Source organism: Streptomyces sp. NPDC102259 (genome assembly GCF_044766465.1).
Taxonomy (GTDB): domain Bacteria; phylum Actinomycetota; class Actinomycetes; order Streptomycetales; family Streptomycetaceae; genus Streptomyces.
The window spans coordinates 240,033-258,310 of record NZ_JBIWMA010000008.1; the positions used below are offsets into that span (position 1 = coordinate 240,033).

An 18,278-nucleotide genomic window follows, 5' to 3' on the forward strand; every position below is an offset into this window, starting at 1 on the left:
ACCGGGGTCGGGCTCGATCTTGGCGCGCAGGCGCTTGACGTGGACGTCGAGGGTCTTGGTGTCGCCCACGTAGTCGGCGCCCCAGACCCGGTCGATGAGCTGCATACGGGTCAGCACGCGGCCGGCGTTGCGCAGCAGCATCTCCAGGAGGTCGAACTCCTTGAGGGGGAGGTCGACCTTGGAGCCGGAGACCGTCACGACGTGGCGGTCGACGTCCATGCGGACCGGGCCGGCCTCCAGGGCCGCCGGGGTCACCTCCTCCGGCTCGCCCCGGCGACGCAGGACGGCCCGGATACGGGCGACCAGCTCGCGCGAGGAGAAGGGCTTGGTGACGTAGTCGTCGGCTCCTATCTCCAGGCCGACGACCTTGTCGATCTCGCTGTCCTTCGCGGTCACCATGATCACGGGGACGTTGGAGCGGCCGCGCAGCTGACGGCACACCTCCGTACCGGGCAAGCCCGGCAGCATCAGGTCGAGGAGCACGAGGTCGGCGCCGTTGCGCTCGAACTCGTCGAGTCCGTCGGGCCCGGTGGCCGCGATGGCGACCTCGAAACCCTCCTTGCGGAGCATGTACGACAGGGCGTCGGAAAAGGACTCCTCGTCCTCGACGACGAGCACTCGGGTCACGGAAGGACCTCCGGGGCGGAAAGCGTCCGGTACGCGGACGAATCGGGGGATGAGGCGCGGGGTGTTGTCTGGGTCGAGCGGTCGTGAGGGGAGGAGTGGCCGACCTCGTCGAGGCCGTCGACGTCATCGAGGTCATCGAGGTCATCGACGTCGTCGACCTCGTCCGGGTCGGGATGCTGATGCGCGCGTTCGCGGGCCACGCCCGCCTCCGGTAGGCGCAGGGTGAACGTGGAGCCCTGGTTCTCGGCGCTCCACACCGTGACCTCCCCGCCGTGCGAGGCGGCCACGTGCTTGACGATCGCCAGGCCCAGACCCGTACCGCCCGTCTGGCGGGAGCGGGCCGGGTCGACGCGGTAGAAGCGCTCGAAGATGCGCTCCTTGTCCTTGTCGGAGATGCCGATGCCCTGGTCGGTCACGGCGATCTCGATCAGGTCACCGCCCGGTGCGCTCACCCGGCGAGCGGCTATGCCGACGCGGGTCCGGGCGGGCGAGTAGTTGACGGCGTTCTCGACGAGGTTGCCGAGGGCCGCGGCCAGCTGGCCCCGGTTTCCGAAGACGCGCAGGTCGGCGGTGCCGCCGGCGGCCATGGTGATCTGCTTGGTCCCGGCCTGGTGACGGCAGCGGTCGACGGCCTCGGCGACGAGCTCGTCGATGCCGACCGGCTCGGCGTCCTCGAGGGGATCGTCGTTCTGGACCCTCGAAAGGTCGATGAGTTCCTGGACCAGGCTGGTCAGCCGGGTGGCCTCGATCTGCATACGGCCGGCGAACCGCTCCACCGCCTCCGGATCCTCCGAGGCGTCCATGACGGCCTCGGAGAGGAGGGAGAGTGCGCCGACCGGGGTCTTCAGCTCATGGCTGACGTTCGCCACGAAGTCCCGCCGGACCGCCTCGATACGACGGGCTTCCGTCAGGTCCTCCACGAGCAGGAGGACCAGCCGGGAGCCCAGCGGGGCCACTCTGGCGGACACGGCGAGAGCCTCGCCGCGCCCGGTCCCGCGCCGGGGAAGGTCCAGCTCCACCTGGCGTATCTCTCCGTCGCGTCTGGTGTCCCGGGCCATCTTGAGCATGGGCTCGACGCTGAGCCGGCCACCGCGCACCAGCCCGAGGGCGTAGGCGGCGGAGCTGGCCTTCACGACGGCGTCAGCCTCGTCGAGCACGACGGCGGAGGAGCGAAGCACGGAGAGGACGGTGTCCACACCCGGCGGAAGCACCGGGTCCGTGTGCAGAGAGGTGCGCGTGGGGCGCTTCTGCTCCCGCTCGCTCCAGCGGAACGCCAGCATGGCGATGACACCGGTGAGTACCCCGGCGATCGCTGCTGCTGCGGCGACCGCCGCGTTCACGTCCATGCCACCAGGTTAGGCACGCGATCGGTCCTGGCCACAGCTATCGAGGTGCGACCTCGAACACTCGTCGCCCAGAGTTCACCTTGGAGCCAGTGGTGGTTCATTTGGGGTGCCGGAAATCGACGCGTACGGGGCGGACCGTGGCACCGTGGGGTTCGCAGCACCGGTGCCACGGCCGGTCGGCGCCGGTGCAGCAGCCGGTCCCGGCTCGGTTCGCGGCCGGTTCTGGCCCCCGGAACCGAACCCGAACCCCAAGCACGACGTACGAGAGGGAACCCTGATGCGGGACGCGTACCACGAGGAACTGGACTCGATCGGCGACAGCCTGGTGGAGATGGCCCGGCTGGTCGGGTCGGCGATCGGACGCGCCACGACCGCCATTCTCGACGCCGACCTGAAGCTCGCCGAGAGCGTCATCGAGGCCGACAAGAAGGTCGACGAGCTCCAGCACGACCTGGAGGCACGGGCGATAGCGCTGCTGGCCCGGCAGCAGCCGGTGGCGACGGACCTGCGGATCGTGGTCACGTCGCTGCGGATGTCGGCCGACCTGGAGCGCTCCGGCGACCTGGCCCAGCACGTGGCGAAGCTGGCGCGGCTGCGCTTCCCGAACCGCGCCGTCCCGCAAGACCTGCACGCCACGATCCTGGAGATGGGTCAGCTCGCGCAGCGCCTGATGGCGAAGGCGGCGGAGGTCGTCGTCACCAAGGACGTCGACCTCGCGCTCCAGCTGGAGTCGGACGACGACGCGATGGACCTCCTGCACCGCACCCTCTTCCAGCACCTGCTGGACGACCGCTGGAAGCACGGCATCGAGACGGCCGTCGACGTCACGCTGCTGGGCCGCTACTACGAGCGGTTCGCCGACCACGCGGTGGCCGTCGCCAAGCGCGTGGTGTTCCTGGTGACGGGCGAGCACGCGGACGATCTCCAGGCGGACATCCAGCCGGACATCCAGCCGACCACCGGACCAGGCACGGGAACGGCAGCCGAGGGGGTCTGAGCCCGGCCGTTACGGGTGTGACGACGGGGGCGTCCGGCCACGGGCGCACCGGGTCCCTCCTGGGCGTGCGCAAGCCGCTGTGCGCCGTTGAGCCGTTGATGCGCCCAGCGGAACGGGCATGCAATGGGCACAGGTCCTACGCCTCCGGGAGGAACCCATGGCCGAGTCCCCCATCACTCCCACGCCCGACCCCGCACAGGAACGCCCGACCGAGCGACCCGCCGAGATCAGGAACCTGATGCTCATCGGCGCGTGCGGCTGCGGTTCCGGGTGCGGCTGCGGGTGCCAATCGGGCAACCCCTGCCAGTGCGGCTGAAGCCGCGCGACGAACGCAGCTGAACGAGGGGGCCCGGTGCCGATACAGGCACCGGGCCCCCTCGTCATGCCCCGGCCGCTCCTCGTCCGGTCGCCGCGCGGGGAGCGCGAGCGCAGCATGGAAGTGCGGGCGCGCAACCGCAGGCGCAGGTGCGAGCACGGCGCAGGCACGGGCACAGGCGCAGGCGCCCGGTATAGATGCAGGTGCAAGCACGATGAAGACCGGAAGGGGGCGGGCAGTCATGACCCGCTTCATGGACGTCCACCACGGCATGCAGGGCATCACCGCCGACCAGCTCCTCGAAGCCCACCGGGCCGACCTCGCCATCGAGGGCGAAGAGGGTGTGCACTTCGACCGAGCCTGGGCGGACCCGGAGTCCGGAACCGTCTACTGCCTCTCCGAGGCGCCCTCGGCGGAGGCCGTCCTCCGCGTCCACGAGCGCACCGGCCACATGGCCGACGAGATCCACCCGGTGCCGCTGACGGTGTGAGCTTGCCCGGAGCGACCGCCGAAGGGCGCCGACTCGGGTCAGGAGGGCTTGACCGCCGATACGGCCGTGACGGTCACCTTGTTGTCGCACTGCGCGAACTGGCCGTCGTCCAGGGCCGCTTGGTGCTTGCCCGCGCCCGGCAGTCCGACGACGAGCGTGGGGTAGACCACGGGCTCCGCACCGGATTCGCAGAACCCGTCGGCCTCCCCCTGCACCTGTACGAAGGTCAGCTTCACCCATGCCTTGCCCCCGGGCGCCAGCTTCACCGGCGAGGCGGATCCGGTGGTCGTGACGGAGAGCGGGGCGTTCTTTTCGGGAGAGCCGTTGCCGGCTCCCGCGACGGTCGGATGACCCTTGAGGACGCAGGCCTTGGCCGAGCCGTTGGTGAACTCGACGATCGCCGCCCCGATCCCCGTACCGGCCGGCCGATCGGCGGCCTGCCGGGCGGCGACCTTCAGGCTCCCCGCGGAACAGACGGGCGCGGCACCAGCCGGGGAACTGGCCACGGCGGGCGTCACGACAGCGGCGCTCGCGACGGGGGAGGCCACGGAAGGGGAGGTCGCGGGGGTGGGTGTCGTGGAGGCGGAGGCGGGATCGACGGACGCGCTGGAGGACTCCCCCGAATCGCATCCCGTCACCATCAGAGCGGCGGAGGCCACGACGGCCGCCATCACGGAAGCCCGCATTCCGAACCTGTTCCAGCGCATGTGCCCGTTCCCATTCCTGTTCGTGTTCTCGTTGGTGCTCGCGTTGGTGTTCGCGTCCGCGTTCTCGTCGGTGTTCCCGTATCGCATGCCGTGCCCCCGAATCCGAATCGCCGAGGACGTCGGCCCTCAGCACCCACCCACCCGTGTGTCATCCGTCAACACAGACAGAACGGGCAGGCAGTCGGGTTCTTCTGACGGTCGATCTGTGACGCATCGGTGACGATAACCGGCCACATCGACCGAACCTCGCACATCGGAACGCACGGTCGATCGTGGCGGCGACCCGCCCGGTTCGCCCTCCGACCGACGCCGGGTGACCATGGATGCCGGGACCGGTCCGGGGTGGGAGCACAGCGCTGGGAGGCGCCCGCAACGGCCCCGCTCGCCCCCGCCTCGACCGGCGCACCCGAAACACCCGCTCCCGGCGACCCGCCCGAAATCCCCCGTCCCGGCGACCGTGCCCCGGGCTGCACGGCCTGACCGCCTGCGGGTCCGCCTACCCCTGGCGTCTGCTCGACGTCCTCCGCGGACGCGCGGCCCACGTGGCCCTCCTCTACACGACGGCGACGGACCCGACCGCAGTGGCAGCAGCGACGGCAACCGAGGTCGCCGCTCCCGACCGCCAGGTCATCGAGCTCCAGGTCATCGCGATACTCCCCCGCGAATCCGCCCTCGACGCCCTGCCCGTCGCCGCCTACCGCGATGCCGCGGGCGAGTTCGCCCGCCTCTACCGCCCCAACGGCCCGACCGCTTTCGTCATCCGCCCGGACGGTTACCTCGGCACCCGCTTCCCCCTCCCCGACACCGCGGCAGCCCTACCGGCCTACCTGACGGCACTCTCCCCACGCATGTCGCAGAGGCGGCCTGCCGGTGAAGCACTGGCGGAATGAGCGTGATCTGCACGGGTCCGCGAGATCCACTCTGACCTGCGTAGGGAGGCGTGACCTCAGCTGGGGAAGCCTGGGCTTCTTACGCACGGGTGTGCCTCGACGTACCCCCAACCGGCCTCAGCCACGCTGCTGCCGGTGAGCCACGGACCTCAGCATGGTTCATCAACGTCGTGACGCAGATCACTCAACATTCCGTGGTGAGGACTGCCGGTTCGGGGCGTTGCGGCGCCTGAGAGGGGACAGGCTCGACAATCATCTGCCGGAGGCACCACCACCCATGACGCCCAGAGCTCCCGAAGAACCGCAGGCACTGGAAGCGGCAACACCGCGTGTGACCGTCTCGCCCCGCGAGACCGACGCGCCGGAGACGGAAGAACCCAAGGACCTCGACGCCTTCTGGGCGCAGTACGGCCTCGTGAGGCGGTGGCGGGTACTTCCTGAGCCAAAGCCTGTGCCTATTGATCCACAGTCCGCTCACGGCCTCCCTGTCTTGGGTGAGGACGACCTCCTCGCATATGCGGGCCATGGGGAGGTCCGCGACAGCTCCTACTTCTATTTCGGAAATGAAAGGAATGGTGGACGACTGCTGGCAGGGCGCCTGTTCTTGGAGAGCCCTCGACTCAGCCCGGGAGACATCGTGCGGACCTGGACCGAGGGGGAAGTCGACGATAAATGGCATCGAGTTGCCACTGACGGACGGATCGCCGAGAAGCCGAAGTCTCCGGAGGCCCGTGCCGAGGCCCGGGAGGCCAGGCTGGCGGCGCGGGCCGTGGAAGCACGGAACGAGGCCGCGCTCGGTAACACAGAACTCATCGAGAAGTTCATGGCCGTTGACCTGGGCCTGTGGCGAGGTGCCCGTTGGCAGGAACCGGTTACGACGGCTCTTCTCGGCGACTGGGCGAGCACCCTGTACACACACGGCACCATCCGCCGGGGGGCTCTCGCCCAACTGATGCGCGAGGTGAGGGAGGTCCACCGGCAGCTCACGCCACTGTGGCGTCGGCGCTGCGCCGGGGAACGGCTGCTCAGCCTCGATGTCCCGATTCTCGAGAATGGGCTGACCCTCGCCGATCTCGTCGCAGGAGGTCCCGACCCTGCCGACATCCTTACGGGAACGCTGCCTGACAACCCGCGTGTGCTCGCCGTGCTGGAGCAGATGTCCCCCATCGAGAGGGCCGTCGCGCTCGCCTGGTCCCGTCCGGGAACGTCGAGTTGGACCGAGGCGGCCACCACCGTGTTGGCCCGCACCTCCCAGGCGCAGGATGACGCCGAGGCTTTGGGCGAGCGAGTCCGCCGCAAGCTCAAGCGGCTTGGTCACCGCGCGCGCCACAGTCAGGATGGCGAGGAAACGTCCCCCATCCGAGCGGCCCAGCCGCCTGCCATCGGTCGAGCCATTGACTGCGCAGCGGAAGTGCGGGAGGCGTGAATGCCTGACATGTTGACTCTCGCCCTGATCGCCGTTGTCGGCTTCTTCGTCGTGCGCGAATCTCGGCGTGATGAACAGCTTGGCGCCGCGCTCTTGGTCGGCGTTGCCGTTGTGACGCTGATACTGACGCTGTACGGGACAAGTCCTGACTGACATGACGGCTGAGGGCTCGTACGCTCCGAACCGGAGAAGGGCGGGGAGAGGCATGGCAGACGAGTACTTCGTGCTGGTGTGCGACGACGTGCCTCATGACGTGGTGCTCATCGACCCTGGCGTCCGCGTGATGGACGTCGTCCAGGTCGTGCGTCGGCTCACGGGGCTGAGCCTGTGGCGCAGCAAGGTTCTTGCGACGCAGGTTCCCGCCGTCATTCTCGCCTGCGTGCCTGAGGAGGACGCGGCGGCGTCCGTCTCGGCCCTCCTGCGATGCGGGGGCCCGGGCAGAGGTGAGAGAACAGCCGCAGCCGGACTGCCTGAAGCGCTGAGCACGACCCACCCAACCGGCTGACGACCCACAGACTGCACAGCCCCACCAAGAAGCCCCCGGCCTGCCAAGAAACCGCAGGTCGGGGGCTTGCTGGTGTCGCGTTACTTCTTCTTGCCCTGGTTCTTGACTGCTTCGATCGCCGCTGCGGCCGCGTCCGGGTCGAGGTAGGTGCCGCCCGGGTTGACCGGCTTGAAGTCGGCGTCCAGTTCGTAGGACAGCGGGATGCCCGTCGGGATGTTCAGGCCCGCGATGTCGGCGTCGGAGATGCCGTCGAGGTGCTTGACGAGGGCTCGGAGCGAGTTGCCGTGGGCGGCGACCAGAACCGTGCGGCCGGCCAGGAGGTCCGGGACGATGCCGTCGTACCAGTACGGGAGCATGCGGACGACGACGTCCTTCAGGCACTCCGTGCGGGGGCGGATCTCCGGCGGGATGGACGCGTAGCGGGGGTCGGCGGCCTGCGAGAACTCCGAGTCGTCCGACAGCGGCGGGGGCGGGGTGTCGTAGGAGCGGCGCCAGAGCATGAACTGCTCCTCGCCGAACTCCGCGAGGGTCTGCGCCTTGTCCTTGCCCTGGAGGGCGCCGTAGTGGCGTTCGTTCAGGCGCCAGGAGCGGTGGACCGGGATCCAGTGGCGGTCGGCGGATTCGAGGGCCAGCTGGGCCGTGCGGATCGCGCGCTTCTGCAGCGACGTGTGGACCACGTCGGGGAGGAGGTCGGCATCCTTCAGGAGTTCGCCACCGCGGACCGCCTCCTTCTCGCCCTTCTCGTTGAGGTTGACGTCCACCCAGCCGGTGAACAGGTTCTTCGCGTTCCACTCGCTCTCGCCGTGACGGAGGAGGATCAGCTTGTACGGTGCGTCGGCCATGCGTATGAGCGTAATCCACCGCTCCGCTCCGTTGTGCGCCCGCTCGTACAGCGGACAGACCCCCTGACGGTTGACGGAATCTGTTAATTGAGTGGCCTCCCGCGCTTCGTCTCTCGTAAGTTCTGAGCGCCGCCTGAGCCACTTACATCGGCCATCCACTTGTACCAGCCATTTGTATCCCGGGGGATCCGTCATGTCCGTCGCCGTCCTGAGACGTGCCGCCCGCGAGACCCTCTCCGGGCTGCCGCGCGAGTTCTGGTGGCTGTGGACCAGCACCCTCGTCAACCGGCTCGGCGGCTTCGTCGCCACCTTCATGGCGCTGTACCTGACACTCGACCGCGGGTACTCCGCCTCCTACGCCGGGCTCGTCGCCTCCCTGCTCGGGCTGGGCGGGGTCGTCTCGTCGCTCGGCGGCGGGGTCATGGCGGACCGGCTCGGGCGGCGGCCCACCCTGCTCGTCGCGCAGACCTCGACGGCCGCCTCCGTGGCGCTGCTCGGGTTCGTGGAGCATCCCGTCGCCATCGCCGCCGTCGCCTTCCTGGTCGGCATGGCCTCCAACGCCTCCCGGCCGGCCGTGCAGGCGATGATGGCCGACATCGTGCGGCCCGAGGACCGGGTCCGCGCCTTCTCGCTCAACTACTGGGCCATCAACCTCGGGTTCGCCGTCTCCTCCCTGGCCGCCGGGTTCATCGCCGAGGTCAGCTACCGCGCCGGGTTCCTCCTCGAAGCCGGGATGACGCTCGTCTGCGCGGTCGTCGTCTTCCTCAAGCTGCCCGAGTCCCGGCCCGAGCGGGAGGAGAAGGCCGTACGGGAGGACAGCGTCGGACTGGGGGCCGTGGTGCGGGACGGGCGCTTCATGAGCGTCGTCGGGCTGTCCTTCCTCGTCGCGCTCGTCTTCCAGCAGGGGGCCGTGGGGCTGCCCGTGGCGATGGGCGCGGCCGGGTTCACACCGGCCGACTACGGCATGGCGATCGCCGTCAACGGCGTGCTCATCGTCGCGTTGCAGATCCCCGTCACCCGGTTCATCGAGCATCGGGACCCGCGGCGGTTGCTCGTCGTCTCCTCGGTGCTCGCCGGATACGGGTTCGGACTCACCGCCTTCGCCGGGTCGGTCGGCGTCTTCGCGCTCACCGTCTGCGTGTGGACCCTGGCGGAGATCGTCAACGCGCCGACCCAGACCGGGCTGGTCGTCCGCCTCTCCCCCACCCACGGGCGCGGGCGCTACCAGGGCATGTACACGCTCTCCTGGGCCGTGGCCTCGCTGGTCGCCCCGGTGATGTCCGGCTTCGTCATCGACCGGTTCGGAGCCGAGTGGTTGTGGGGGATGTGCGCGGTCGTGGGGACGGCGGCGGGCGTCGGATACGCCGTGCTCATGCGACGCCTTCCGGGCGGGATCGAGGGGCAGGTCGAGGGGCAGGTCGGGGGCCGGGCGGAGGACAAGGCCGACGACTGGGCCGAGGGCAAGGTCGAAGGCAGGGGCGAAGACAGCAGGGGCGAAGGCAGGGGCGGGGTCCCGGAGGCCGTCCTCGGTGAGAAGGCCGGCGCTGCCGCCGAGCCCGCGGCCGGCGCCGTCCGAGCAGCCGGCGCCGTCTGAGCGGGGGCCCGCGAGGTACGCGCCGAGGACGCGGGTGTCAGGGGTGCATCCGTGCGCCCTTCAGCACCTTGTCCACCGCGTTCCTCGGACCGTGCACCGCCAGGCCCACGACATCCAGCCCGGCCGTCGGAACGGCGCGCACCGCCGCGCGGTTGTCGCGGTCGTTGCCGGTGGCGAAGAGGTCGCTAGTGAACACCGCGCGCGGGAGGGACCGGGAGAGCACGCGCGCGTGAGCGGCGGTCAGGGTCTCCTTCGTGCCCTCGAAGACCAGCACCGGCTGGCGGAGCATCGACAGGTACCGCACGCCGTCGGCGTCCTCGTACGGCTCCCCGATCACCTCGGGGAGGGCCGTACCGAGGCCGCTGACCAGGAACGCGGTGACGTTCAGGCGCTGCCAGGTCTCCAGGTCCTCGCGCAGCAGGACGGCGATCTTCGTGTCGAAGCGGACGGGTCCGGCCGCCGGGCTCGCGCTCCCGGTCGTGGTCATCGTCGTGGTCGGGGTCATGCTCGGGGTCGGGGTCGTGTTCATACAGCGAGACTGCCGATCGGCGTACGACTTCGTCTTGTACGTTTTTTGCATGGCACCTCGGCAGGAAGTCTCCGCCTGGCGTCCCGCCGTCCCGGGCGTCGTGGAGGTCTTCCATGCCCACTTCACCGAGTACGCCTACCCGATGCACGTCCACGAGGCGTGGACGCTGCTGATCGTCGACGACGGCGCCGTACGGTACGACCTCGACCGGCACGAGCACGGCACCCCGCACGACACGGTGTCCCTGCTGCCGCCGCACGTGCCGCACAACGGCTCACCGGCCACCTCGGGCGGCTTCCGCAAGCGGGTCCTGTATCTCGACGCCGACGTGCTCGGCGAGGACCTCATCGGGGCCGCCGTCGACGCGCCCGACCTGCGTGATCCCGTGCTGCGCCGAAGGGTCGGGCAGCTGCACTCCGCGCTCGCCCGGCCGGGCGACGAGCTGGAGGCCGACAGCCGGCTGACGCTGATCGGCGAACGGCTGCGGACCCATCTGCGCGCGGGGCTGCGGACCGCCGCCGCGCGCCGCGACCCGGACCTCGCGCGCCGCCTGCGTGAGCTGCTCGACGAACACGTCGTCCAGGGCCTCACGCTGGACGAGGCCGCCGGGCTCGTGTCGGCCCATCCTGCCCATCTGGTACGGGCGTTCAGCGCCGCGTACGGCATCGCGCCGCACCAGTACCTCACCGCCCGCCGGGTCGACCTCGCCCGCCGGTTCCTGCTCGACGGACGGCCGCCGGGTGAGGTCGCGGTGGCGGCGGGCTTCTACGACCAGGCTCATCTCACCCGGCATTTCCGGAAGTTGGTGGGGGTCACGCCGGGGCGGTACAGAGATCCGTGGAAGTCCCTCGTCCGCTGACGACCGGTGCATAGCGTCGCTTCCATGGACATCGACGAGACACAGCACTCTGCCGCCGCACCCGAACCTCGGGAGTCCCAGGGGCCGTCCGCGTGGGGCGTCTCACGGGGCGGCTTACGCGCGAGACGGATATCGGTCGCCGTCGCGGGGGCGGCGGCCCTGGTGGCGCTGAGCGTCGGCATCGCCCTCGCGGCCGGTTCGGACGAGGGGCCCGCCACTCCCGTGCCGAGCGCGTCGTACACCCAGCCGTCGGTCACCGGGGAGCCCGCCGACTCCGGGGGCGACACGGGGGGCGACACGGGGGGCGGTGTCTCCGGCGGGAGCAGCTCCGGAGTCGACGGGGGGACCAGCGTCGGCGTCGACGGCGGGACCGGCGGCACCGACCCCGACTCGACGGAGACCCCGTCCACGCCCACGCCCTCGCCCACCGCGCCGGTCGACCTGGAGGAGATCGACCGGCGTCTGACCGAGCTCGACCACAGGCTGGACCAACTGCCCACCAAGCAGGAACTGGCCGACGCCCTGCGCGCCTTCGCCGATCAGCTCGACGCACCGGCTGCTCCGACCCCGACCCCGACCCCGACCGCGCCCGCCCCGGACCCCGACGACCCGGACGCTTCCTGACCGTTCGGTCACCGCTGCCGACCGGTCCCAAGGTCTACCCGACCGGTTCCGGGGTCTACCCCACCGGTTCCGGGGTCAGTCGGCCGGTTCCGGGGTCAGTCGGCCGGGCGTTGTGTCAGATGCGCGAACGCGTCCAGGTTGCGCGTCGGTTCGCCCCGGGAGACCCGCCACTCGTACTCCTTGCGGATCGCGCTCGCGAAACCCAGCTCCAGGAGCGTGTTGAAGGCGCCGTCGGCGGCCTCCAGGACCTGGCCCATGAGGCGGTCGATCTCGTCGGCGGTGACCGAGGCGAGGGGGAGGCGGGCGGTGACGTAGACGTCGCCGAGCCGGTCGACGGCGTAACTCACGCCGTACAGCTTGAGGTTGCGCTCCAGAAGCCAGCGGTGGACGCCGGACTCGTTCTCGTCGGGGTGCCGGACGACGAAGGCGTTCAGGGAGAGGGAGTGGCGGCCGACGATGAGGGAGACGGTCGTCTTGAGTTTGCGGGTGCCGGGCAGTTGGACCACGTAGTTGCCGGGGGCCGGGCTCTCCCACTCCAGCTCCGCGTCCTTCAGGAAACCCTCGATGACCTGTGCGGCCGTCTTCTCCACGTCACCCATGCTCGGAGCGTACGCGACGGCGGTGGGACTGGGCGGCGGCCGTGTAGACGTCGGCGGTGGCGGCGGCCGCGGTGTCCCAGCCGAAGGACTGGGCGTGCGCGGCGGCCGCCGTGCCCATCCGGGCGGCGAGGTCGGGGCTGTCCGCGAAACGCGCGAGCACGCGCGCGTACGCGGCCGGATCGTGGCCCTGCACCAGGAAGCCCGTCTCACCGTCCCGCACGGCCACCGGGAGCCCGCCGACGGAGGCCGCGAGCACCGGGGTGCCGGCCGCCTGCGCCTCTATGGCGACCAGCCCGAAGGACTCGCTGTAGGAGGGGACGACCAGCAGCGACGCCGCCCGGAACCAGTCCGCGAGCTGATCCTGGCCGACCGGCGGACGGAACCGTACGACGTCCGCGATGCCGAGCCGCGCGGCCAGCTTCTGCAGGCCCTCCGGCTTGGCGAGGCCACTGCCGCTGGGACCGCCGACGACCGGGACGACGATGCGGGAACGCAGTTCCGGGCGCTCGTCGAGCAGGACGGCCACCGCGCGCAGGAGCACGTCCGGAGCCTTCAGCGGCTGGATGCGGCCCGCGAAGAGGGGGACCAGGGCGTCCTGGGGCAGGTCGAGGCGGGCGCGGGCGGCGGCCCGGCCGTCCGCCGGGGTGAAGCGGTCGAGGTTGACGCCCGGATGCACCACGGCGACCTTGCCGGGACCGGCGTGGTAGTGCCGTACGAGTTCGTCGGCCTCCTCCGCCGTGTTGGCGATGAGGCGGTCGGCGGCGGAGACGATCTGGGTCTCGCCGATGACGCGGGCGGCGGGCTCGGGGGTGTCGCCGTCGGCCAGGTTGGCGTTCTTGACCTTGGCCATGGTGTGCATGGCGTGCACCAGGGGGGCGCCCCAGCGCTGGGCGGCCAGCCAGCCGACGTGGCCGGAGAGCCAGTAGTGCGAGTGCACGAGGTCGTAGTAGCCGGGGCGGTGACCGGCCCAGGCCTGCATCACGCCGTGCGTGAAGGCGCACAGCTGGGCCGGGAGGTCCTCCTTGGCGAGGCCCTCGTAGGGGCCCGCGTCGACATGCCGGACGAGGACTCCGGGGGCCAGCTCGACGGTCGGCGGGAGGCCGCCGGTGGTCGCGCGCGTGAAGATCTCGACCTCGATGTTGATCGCGGCGAGGCGCTGCGCGAGCTCGACGATGTAGACGTTCATGCCGCCCGCGTCGCCGGTGCCGGGCTGGTGGAGCGGAGAGGTGTGCACGGAGAGCATCGCGACGCGGCGGGGGCGGCGGTGGAGCCTGAGCCGCGAGGGTGCCGCCGAAGAGCGACGCCCGAGCCTGTTGGTGTACTGGCTCACGGGGCGTTCCTCCTTGCTGCGGGCATGCCGGAAAGAGGGTTTTGGAGCCCTCCAAGGGGGTGCAACACCGGAGGAAGGCGTTCCCATTCCGGGCAGGTTTCGGGAAGAGGCGATTTTTGCTCAGTCATTACCGCGTATCGCTCAACCGTTCGAGAGTGGTGTGCGTCGTGGGGCGGAGGTCGAGCGGTTGTGTCGCGTGGGTCTGCCCGAGCGGTTCTCGCCCCCGCCGCCCCTTCCCGTCCCGACCCGGGGGCTGCCGCCCCCGCACCCCCGCTTTCGGCCCGAAAGGGCCTCGTCCTCAAACGCCGGACGGGCTGAAGTGACGGACGGACTGAAGTGCCGGGCGGGCCGAGAGGTGCCGACCGACCGGGCGGAGAGGTGACGGGAAGGCGGACTGCAACGCCGCATTACCCTCGTAGGCATGACATCCCGCGCCCCCGCCCGCCCCGTGGGCACGGTCACGCGCGGGACGACGAACCCCAACCGGCTGCGCCGCATGGACCGCTGGATCGCCGCGACGCACGGCGCCGAGCTGCGCCGCGCCGCCGAGCCGCTCGCCGTCGACCTCGGGTACGGGGCCGCGCCCTGGACGGCCGTCGAGTTGCTGCGGCGGCTGCGTTCCGTCGCGCCACGCGCGCGTGTCGTGGGCGTCGAGATCGAACCGGCCCGGGTGGCGGCCGCCAAGCCGTACGAGCGCGAGGGGCTGGACTTCCGGCACGGCGGGTTCGAGATCCCGGTGCCCCGGCGGCCGCACCTCGTACGCGCCGCCAACGTGCTGCGGCAGTACGACGAGGACGAGGTCGCCGCGGTCTGGCGGCGACTGTGCGCGCGGCTCGCGCCGGCCGATCCGGTGACCGGGTCCCGCGGCGGTCTGCTCGTCGAGGGGACCTGCGACGAGATCGGACGCCGGCACGTATGGGTAGCGCTCGGACCGGAAGGACCGCGCACGGTCACCTTCGCGACCCGGCTGGGGTCGCTGGAGCGCCCCTCGGACCTGGCGGAGCGGCTGCCCAAGGCACTGATCCACCGCAATGTCCCGGGTGAACCGGTGCACGCCTTCCTGCGCGACTTCGACCGCGCCTGGGCGGCCGCCGCGCCCTACGCCTCGTACGGCGCCCGCCAGCGATGGATCCGCACGGTGCGGGAGCTGACGGCCGACTGGCCGGTGACGGACGGGCCGGCGCGCTGGCGGCAGGGGGAAGTGACGTTGCGGTGGGGGGCGTTGGCCCCCCGGACCTGAGCCAGGGAATCCCGCCGGGCCGAACCACGGCTCCTGGATCACTACTTCCGCATTGCGGCTTCTGCATCGCGGCTTCTGCATCGCGGCTTTTCCCGGGGCGCCGGGAACGATCTCCGTGAGTCGTTCGTCACACTGACGGGGAGATCGTCATGGTGGGGTGGCGAAGAGGGGAAGGACTGCTTCGGTCGCTGTGCGGCTCTGACGTTCCGTCGTCACCTCTGTCGTTTTCGGCCGTGACGTGGCACGATCCCCCGGGCACCGTATGTTACTGACGGTTAATCAGGGGTTGGGGGACGGGGTATGGGAACGGGCAAGCGCGGCCTGCTCGCTGCGGCTGTGACGGTGGTCTGCGCGGTCACCGTGCTGGGCGCACCCGGCACCGCGTTCGCCAGCCCGAGCCCCACGCCGTCGCCGACGGCGAGTTCCACGACCCCACCGCTCCCCTCCACCGCGTCCAACAAGGACCTCGAGGCCGTCCGCACCAAGCTCGAAGCGCTCTACCACGACGCCGCGGTCGCCACCGACGCCTACAACGCGGCCGAGGAAGCGGCGAAGAAGCAGTCCGCGGAGATCGTCGAGCTGGCCAAGAAGATCGTCGCTGGCCAGGAGAAGCTGGACGATCTCAAGGACCGCGCGGGTGCCGCCGCCCGCGCCCAGTACCGCACCGGCGGCCTGCCGGACGAGGCGCAGCTGATGCTGACCGACGACCCGTCGGAGTTCCTCGACGGCGCGGGCCGGGTGCTCCAGGGCCAGCGCGCGACCAAGGGCCTGATCGGCGAACTCACCCGCACCCAGCAGGACTTGGAGCAGTACTCCAAGGACGCCTCCACCCAGTGGCAGAAGCTGGAGGCGGGCCGCAAGACGAAGGCCGCGGCCCAGAAGAAGATCGAGAAGCAGATCGCGGCGGCCGAGAAGCTCGAGTCCCAGCTCGAGAAGAAGGAGAAGGAGCGCCTCGAACAACTCGAGGCGCAGGTCGCGCTGGAGGCGCAGACCGCCTGGCTGGACACCGGCGTCCTCGACGAGATCAACAGCGCGGCGTCCGTCCAGGGCAAGAAGGCCGTGCAGTTCGCCACCGCCCAGATCGGCAAGCCGTACGTGTGGGGCGCGGAGGGGCCGGACAGCTTCGACTGCTCCGGACTGACCTCCGAGGCCTGGAAGAGCGCCGGACAGGCGATACCGCGCACCTCGCAGGAGCAGTGGAAGCAACTGCCGCACATCGCCGTCGAGGACATGCGCCCCGGCGACCTGATCATCTACTTCGACGACGCCAGCCATGTCGCGTTGTACGTGGGCGACGGCTCGATCATCCACGCCCCGCGCCCGGGCCGCACGGTCACGCTCGCGGGGGCGGGCACGATGCCGATACTCGGGGTGGTCCGGCCGGACGCGTGAGGCCCGGCGGACGGGCGGCCGGGCGGCTCCTCGGGGGCGTACGCCCGCTACGTGACCCAGGCCACCTCGGCCTCGTCGCCAAACTCCGCGCGGACGTGACGTTCGTCATCTCCGCACCACACCCGCCCCGCCCAAATGCGGTACAGAACGCGGCATATGACAGGGGCCAGAGATCAAGCGGCCTGCCGCACACCATTCCGTTGCGACGCCTTCTGCCGCTATGGTCCCCGTCGGTGGGTCGAGGTCCCTCGTCCCCGCCATGCCCTCGGGGGGAGGGAAGGAACCCAAGACGATGCCCGTACCCGTACCGCGGCAGAGAGCGATCCCGGCCGTGGAGAGTGGTCAGGCGCAGGCCGCGCCCGCAGTCGGCGGCCCCTCCAAGGAAGAAGCCGTTCGCAACGAGGCGACCCCGACCACGGCCGAGAACCGGAACACCGCCACGCACGACCACAGCGCGCCCCACACCACGCACCGGACCGCGCACCAGACCGCGCTCAACGCCACGCCCGCCGACGGCGTCCACCAAGGCGTGAGCACGACCAGCGTGAGCACGACCAGTGCGAGCACGACCAGTGCGAGCACGACCAGTGCGAGCACGAGCAGCACGAGCAGCGTGAGCGCCACCGGTGTGGGCGCCACCCACACCACCCTCACCCTGCTGCTGATCGAGGACGACCCCACGGCCGCGCCGATCGTCCACGACCTGCTCGACGCGGACGGCCGCCCGATCCGAGTGCGCACCGCCCGCAACCTCACCGAGGCCGAGCGGCTGCTGACCCATGACGTCCACTGCATCCTGCTGGACCTGGCGCTGCCGGCGCCCGGCAGGGCGGGCGAGTCCGACGACGAGCTCGCCGTCCTGCGGCACGTGCTGCGGCTCGCGCCCCGGCACGCCGTGCTCGCGCTCACCGCGTCCGGCGACGCCGCGCGCGGCACCGAGGCGGTACGCGTGGGCGCCCAGGACTACCTCTACAAGGACGAGCTGGACGGCCGGCTGCTGAGCCGCGCGATCCGCTACGCGGTGGAGAGGAAACGTTCCGACACGGCCGAGCGACGACTCGCCGAGGGCAAGCTGCGCGCGCAGGAGAACGCCCGCCTGGAGCGCGGCCTGCTGCCCACGCCCCTCCTGGAGGGCTCCCCGCTGCGGTTCGCCGCCCGCTACCGCCCCGGCCGCTCACGCGCGCTGCTCGGCGGCGACTTCTACGACACCGTCCGCACGCCCGACGGCACCGTGCACGCCATGATCGGCGACGTCTGCGGGCACGGCCCGGACGCGGCGGCGCTCGGCGTGGAGCTGCGCATCGCCTGGCGGGCGCTGACGCTGGCGGGCCTGTGCGGGGACGAACTGCTGAACACGCTGCAGCAGGTGCTGGAGCACGAGCGCGACGACGACGAGATCTTCGCGACGCTGTGCACGGTGGACATCGCGCCCGACGGCCGCCGGGCGGGCCTGTGCCTGGCCGGCCACCCCGCGCCGCTGATCGCCCGCCCGGACCGGCCCGCGCGTCTGCTGCCGTACGACAACAACGGCCCCGCCCTCGGCCTGCTGCCGGGCGCCCGCTGGCCGCGGATGCAGGTCGAGCTGGGCGCCGAGTGGAGCCTGATGCTGTACACCGACGGCCTCATCGAGGGGCGGATCGGCGAGGGCCGGGAACGGCTGGGCCAGGACGGCATGGTGGAGATGATCCGCCGCCAGCTCTCCGAGGGGCTGAGCGGTGAGGCGCTGCTGCGGGCCGCGGTCAACGAGGTGCGCCAGCTCAACGGCGGCGAGCTGACGGACGACGTGGCAGTGGTCCTGCTGGACCGCGTCCCGGTTCCGATCCCGGTCCCGTAGCCCATGGCCCATGGCCCATGGCCCGCAGCCCATGGCTCGCAGCCCGCAGCCCAAACCCGTAGCCCTGAGGCCTGAGGCCCAAAGGCGGCACAAGGCCTGAGCGCGACGCCCCCGCGCCCCGGGAAGGGGCT

General features: G+C 71.1%; 17 protein-coding genes and 2 pseudogenes. 12 read left to right on the forward strand and 7 right to left on the reverse strand.

The genetic code is table 11. The annotated features are described in order from the left end of the window. Window positions 1-627: pseudogene (locus ACIRPU_RS20880) on the reverse strand (response regulator transcription factor); the annotation flags it as partial. Next, the gene (locus tag ACIRPU_RS20885; RefSeq protein ID WP_403869250.1) at window positions 624-1,973 is read right to left on the reverse strand and encodes a sensor histidine kinase; all 1,350 of its coding nucleotides are present in this window, start codon (window positions 1,971-1,973) and stop codon (window positions 624-626) included. The pseudogene ACIRPU_RS20880 and the gene ACIRPU_RS20885, both read right to left, overlap by 4 nt. A gap of 277 nt (window positions 1,974-2,250) precedes the next feature. Here ACIRPU_RS20885 and phoU point away from each other — a divergent pair, with 277 nt between their 5' ends. Continuing rightward, window positions 2,251-2,970 (forward strand): phosphate signaling complex protein PhoU, encoded by a 720-nt coding sequence (gene phoU / locus ACIRPU_RS20890; RefSeq protein ID WP_355706072.1) that lies wholly within the window; start codon window positions 2,251-2,253, stop codon window positions 2,968-2,970. A gap of 557 nt (window positions 2,971-3,527) precedes the next feature. After that, entirely contained in the window at window positions 3,528-3,776 is a 249-nt protein-coding gene (locus ACIRPU_RS20895; protein ID WP_351766656.1) for an SCO4226 family nickel-binding protein, read from the forward strand. 38 nt (window positions 3,777-3,814) lie between these two features. Here ACIRPU_RS20895 and ACIRPU_RS20900 read toward each other — a convergent pair whose 3' ends face one another. Further along, window positions 3,815-4,570, reverse strand: a complete 756-nt coding sequence (locus tag ACIRPU_RS20900; RefSeq protein ID WP_403869254.1) for a DUF4232 domain-containing protein — start codon at window positions 4,568-4,570, stop codon at window positions 3,815-3,817. A 455-nt stretch (window positions 4,571-5,025) separates the two neighbouring features. Between ACIRPU_RS20900 and ACIRPU_RS20905 the strand changes: the two genes are divergently transcribed. The 4 genes and pseudogenes from ACIRPU_RS20905 to ACIRPU_RS20920 all read left to right on the forward strand — a co-directional run bounded on the left by ACIRPU_RS20905 (window position 5,026) and on the right by ACIRPU_RS20920 (window position 7,281). Beyond that, window positions 5,026-5,373, forward strand: a complete 348-nt coding sequence (locus ACIRPU_RS20905; RefSeq protein ID WP_403869257.1) for a hypothetical protein — start codon at window positions 5,026-5,028, stop codon at window positions 5,371-5,373. A 277-nt stretch (window positions 5,374-5,650) separates the two neighbouring features. Then, window positions 5,651-6,799, forward strand: coding sequence for a hypothetical protein (locus ACIRPU_RS20910; RefSeq protein WP_403869260.1), 1,149 nt, complete (start codon window positions 5,651-5,653; stop codon window positions 6,797-6,799). Continuing rightward, window positions 6,800-6,952, forward strand: coding sequence for a hypothetical protein (locus ACIRPU_RS20915; RefSeq protein WP_403869263.1), 153 nt, complete (start codon window positions 6,800-6,802; stop codon window positions 6,950-6,952). Window positions 6,953-7,004: 52 nt separating this feature from the next. Further along, window positions 7,005-7,281: pseudogene (locus ACIRPU_RS20920) on the forward strand (ribosomal protein L7/L12). Window positions 7,282-7,384: 103 nt separating this feature from the next. Here the strand turns inward: ACIRPU_RS20920 and ACIRPU_RS20925 are convergent. Further along, window positions 7,385-8,146 carry a phosphoglyceromutase gene (locus tag ACIRPU_RS20925; protein WP_403869266.1) on the reverse strand — a complete coding sequence of 254 codons (762 nt, stop codon included), beginning with the start codon at window positions 8,144-8,146 and terminating at the stop codon, window positions 7,385-7,387. Between the two features lie 193 nt (window positions 8,147-8,339). Here ACIRPU_RS20925 and ACIRPU_RS20930 point away from each other — a divergent pair, with 193 nt between their 5' ends. Continuing rightward, on the forward strand, window positions 8,340-9,740 hold the full coding sequence (locus ACIRPU_RS20930; protein ID WP_403869269.1) for an MDR family MFS transporter: 1,401 nt from the start codon (window positions 8,340-8,342) through the stop codon (window positions 9,738-9,740). Window positions 9,741-9,777: 37 nt separating this feature from the next. On the opposite strand, the gene ACIRPU_RS20935 is transcribed toward ACIRPU_RS20930, so the two are convergent. After that, on the reverse strand, window positions 9,778-10,320 hold the full coding sequence (locus ACIRPU_RS20935; RefSeq protein WP_403869272.1) for a DUF2000 family protein: 543 nt from the start codon (window positions 10,318-10,320) through the stop codon (window positions 9,778-9,780). Between ACIRPU_RS20935 and ACIRPU_RS20940 the strand changes: the two genes are divergently transcribed. Both ACIRPU_RS20940 and ACIRPU_RS20945 read left to right on the forward strand, forming a co-directional pair. Then, window positions 10,319-11,128, forward strand: a complete 810-nt coding sequence (locus ACIRPU_RS20940; protein WP_403869275.1) for an AraC family transcriptional regulator — start codon at window positions 10,319-10,321, stop codon at window positions 11,126-11,128. The two genes, ACIRPU_RS20935 and ACIRPU_RS20940, sit on opposite strands and share 2 nt — an antisense overlap. A gap of 24 nt (window positions 11,129-11,152) precedes the next feature. Further along, window positions 11,153-11,752, forward strand: coding sequence for a hypothetical protein (locus ACIRPU_RS20945; protein WP_403869278.1), 600 nt, complete (start codon window positions 11,153-11,155; stop codon window positions 11,750-11,752). Between the two features lie 95 nt (window positions 11,753-11,847). On the opposite strand, the gene ACIRPU_RS20950 is transcribed toward ACIRPU_RS20945, so the two are convergent. Both ACIRPU_RS20950 and mshA read right to left on the reverse strand, forming a co-directional pair. After that, window positions 11,848-12,351: a YbjN domain-containing protein gene (locus ACIRPU_RS20950; protein WP_355706079.1), complete on the reverse strand. Its 504-nt coding sequence runs from the start codon at window positions 12,349-12,351 to the stop codon at window positions 11,848-11,850. After that, on the reverse strand, window positions 12,344-13,681 hold the full coding sequence (gene mshA / locus ACIRPU_RS20955; RefSeq protein WP_403869282.1) for a D-inositol-3-phosphate glycosyltransferase: 1,338 nt from the start codon (window positions 13,679-13,681) through the stop codon (window positions 12,344-12,346). The genes ACIRPU_RS20950 and mshA overlap by 8 nt, the downstream gene beginning before the upstream one ends. 421 nt (window positions 13,682-14,102) lie before the next feature. Between mshA and ACIRPU_RS20960 the strand changes: the two genes are divergently transcribed. From ACIRPU_RS20960 to ACIRPU_RS20970, 3 genes are all read left to right on the forward strand, one after another. Then, window positions 14,103-14,921, forward strand: coding sequence for a class I SAM-dependent methyltransferase (locus ACIRPU_RS20960; RefSeq protein ID WP_384122233.1), 819 nt, complete (start codon window positions 14,103-14,105; stop codon window positions 14,919-14,921). Window positions 14,922-15,221: 300 nt separating this feature from the next. After that, window positions 15,222-16,313 (forward strand): NlpC/P60 family protein, encoded by a 1,092-nt coding sequence (locus ACIRPU_RS20965; RefSeq protein ID WP_403869285.1) that lies wholly within the window; start codon window positions 15,222-15,224, stop codon window positions 16,311-16,313. 292 nt (window positions 16,314-16,605) lie between these two features. Then, the gene (locus tag ACIRPU_RS20970) at window positions 16,606-18,147 is read left to right on the forward strand and encodes a PP2C family protein-serine/threonine phosphatase (protein ID WP_403869288.1); all 1,542 of its coding nucleotides are present in this window, start codon (window positions 16,606-16,608) and stop codon (window positions 18,145-18,147) included. Window positions 18,148-18,278 lie beyond the last annotated feature (131 nt).

What these genes read in the sequence shown, in the direction of transcription:
- ACIRPU_RS20895 (WP_351766656.1), top strand. Translation starts at nt 3,528, where the DNA reads ATGACCCGCTTCATGGACGTCCACCACGGCATGCAGGGCATCACCGCC.
- ACIRPU_RS20885 (WP_403869250.1), bottom strand. Translation starts at nt 1,973, where the DNA reads ATGGACGTGAACGCGGCGGTCGCCGCAGCAGCAGCGATCGCCGGGGTA.
- ACIRPU_RS20935 (WP_403869272.1), bottom strand. Translation starts at nt 10,320, where the DNA reads ATGCAAAAAACGTACAAGACGAAGTCGTACGCCGATCGGCAGTCTCGC.
- ACIRPU_RS20925 (WP_403869266.1), bottom strand. Translation starts at nt 8,146, where the DNA reads ATGGCCGACGCACCGTACAAGCTGATCCTCCTCCGTCACGGCGAGAGC.
- ACIRPU_RS20930 (WP_403869269.1), top strand. Translation starts at nt 8,340, where the DNA reads ATGTCCGTCGCCGTCCTGAGACGTGCCGCCCGCGAGACCCTCTCCGGG.
- ACIRPU_RS20945 (WP_403869278.1), top strand. Translation starts at nt 11,153, where the DNA reads ATGGACATCGACGAGACACAGCACTCTGCCGCCGCACCCGAACCTCGG.
- phoU (WP_355706072.1), top strand. Translation starts at nt 2,251, where the DNA reads ATGCGGGACGCGTACCACGAGGAACTGGACTCGATCGGCGACAGCCTG.
- ACIRPU_RS20960 (WP_384122233.1), top strand. Translation starts at nt 14,103, where the DNA reads ATGACATCCCGCGCCCCCGCCCGCCCCGTGGGCACGGTCACGCGCGGG.
- ACIRPU_RS20915 (WP_403869263.1), top strand. Translation starts at nt 6,800, where the DNA reads ATGCCTGACATGTTGACTCTCGCCCTGATCGCCGTTGTCGGCTTCTTC.
- ACIRPU_RS20900 (WP_403869254.1), bottom strand. Translation starts at nt 4,570, where the DNA reads ATGCGATACGGGAACACCGACGAGAACGCGGACGCGAACACCAACGCG.
- ACIRPU_RS20940 (WP_403869275.1), top strand. Translation starts at nt 10,319, where the DNA reads ATGGCACCTCGGCAGGAAGTCTCCGCCTGGCGTCCCGCCGTCCCGGGC.
- ACIRPU_RS20965 (WP_403869285.1), top strand. Translation starts at nt 15,222, where the DNA reads ATGGGAACGGGCAAGCGCGGCCTGCTCGCTGCGGCTGTGACGGTGGTC.
- ACIRPU_RS20910 (WP_403869260.1), top strand. Translation starts at nt 5,651, where the DNA reads ATGACGCCCAGAGCTCCCGAAGAACCGCAGGCACTGGAAGCGGCAACA.
- ACIRPU_RS20950 (WP_355706079.1), bottom strand. Translation starts at nt 12,351, where the DNA reads ATGGGTGACGTGGAGAAGACGGCCGCACAGGTCATCGAGGGTTTCCTG.
- ACIRPU_RS20970 (WP_403869288.1), top strand. Translation starts at nt 16,606, where the DNA reads ATGCCCGTACCCGTACCGCGGCAGAGAGCGATCCCGGCCGTGGAGAGT.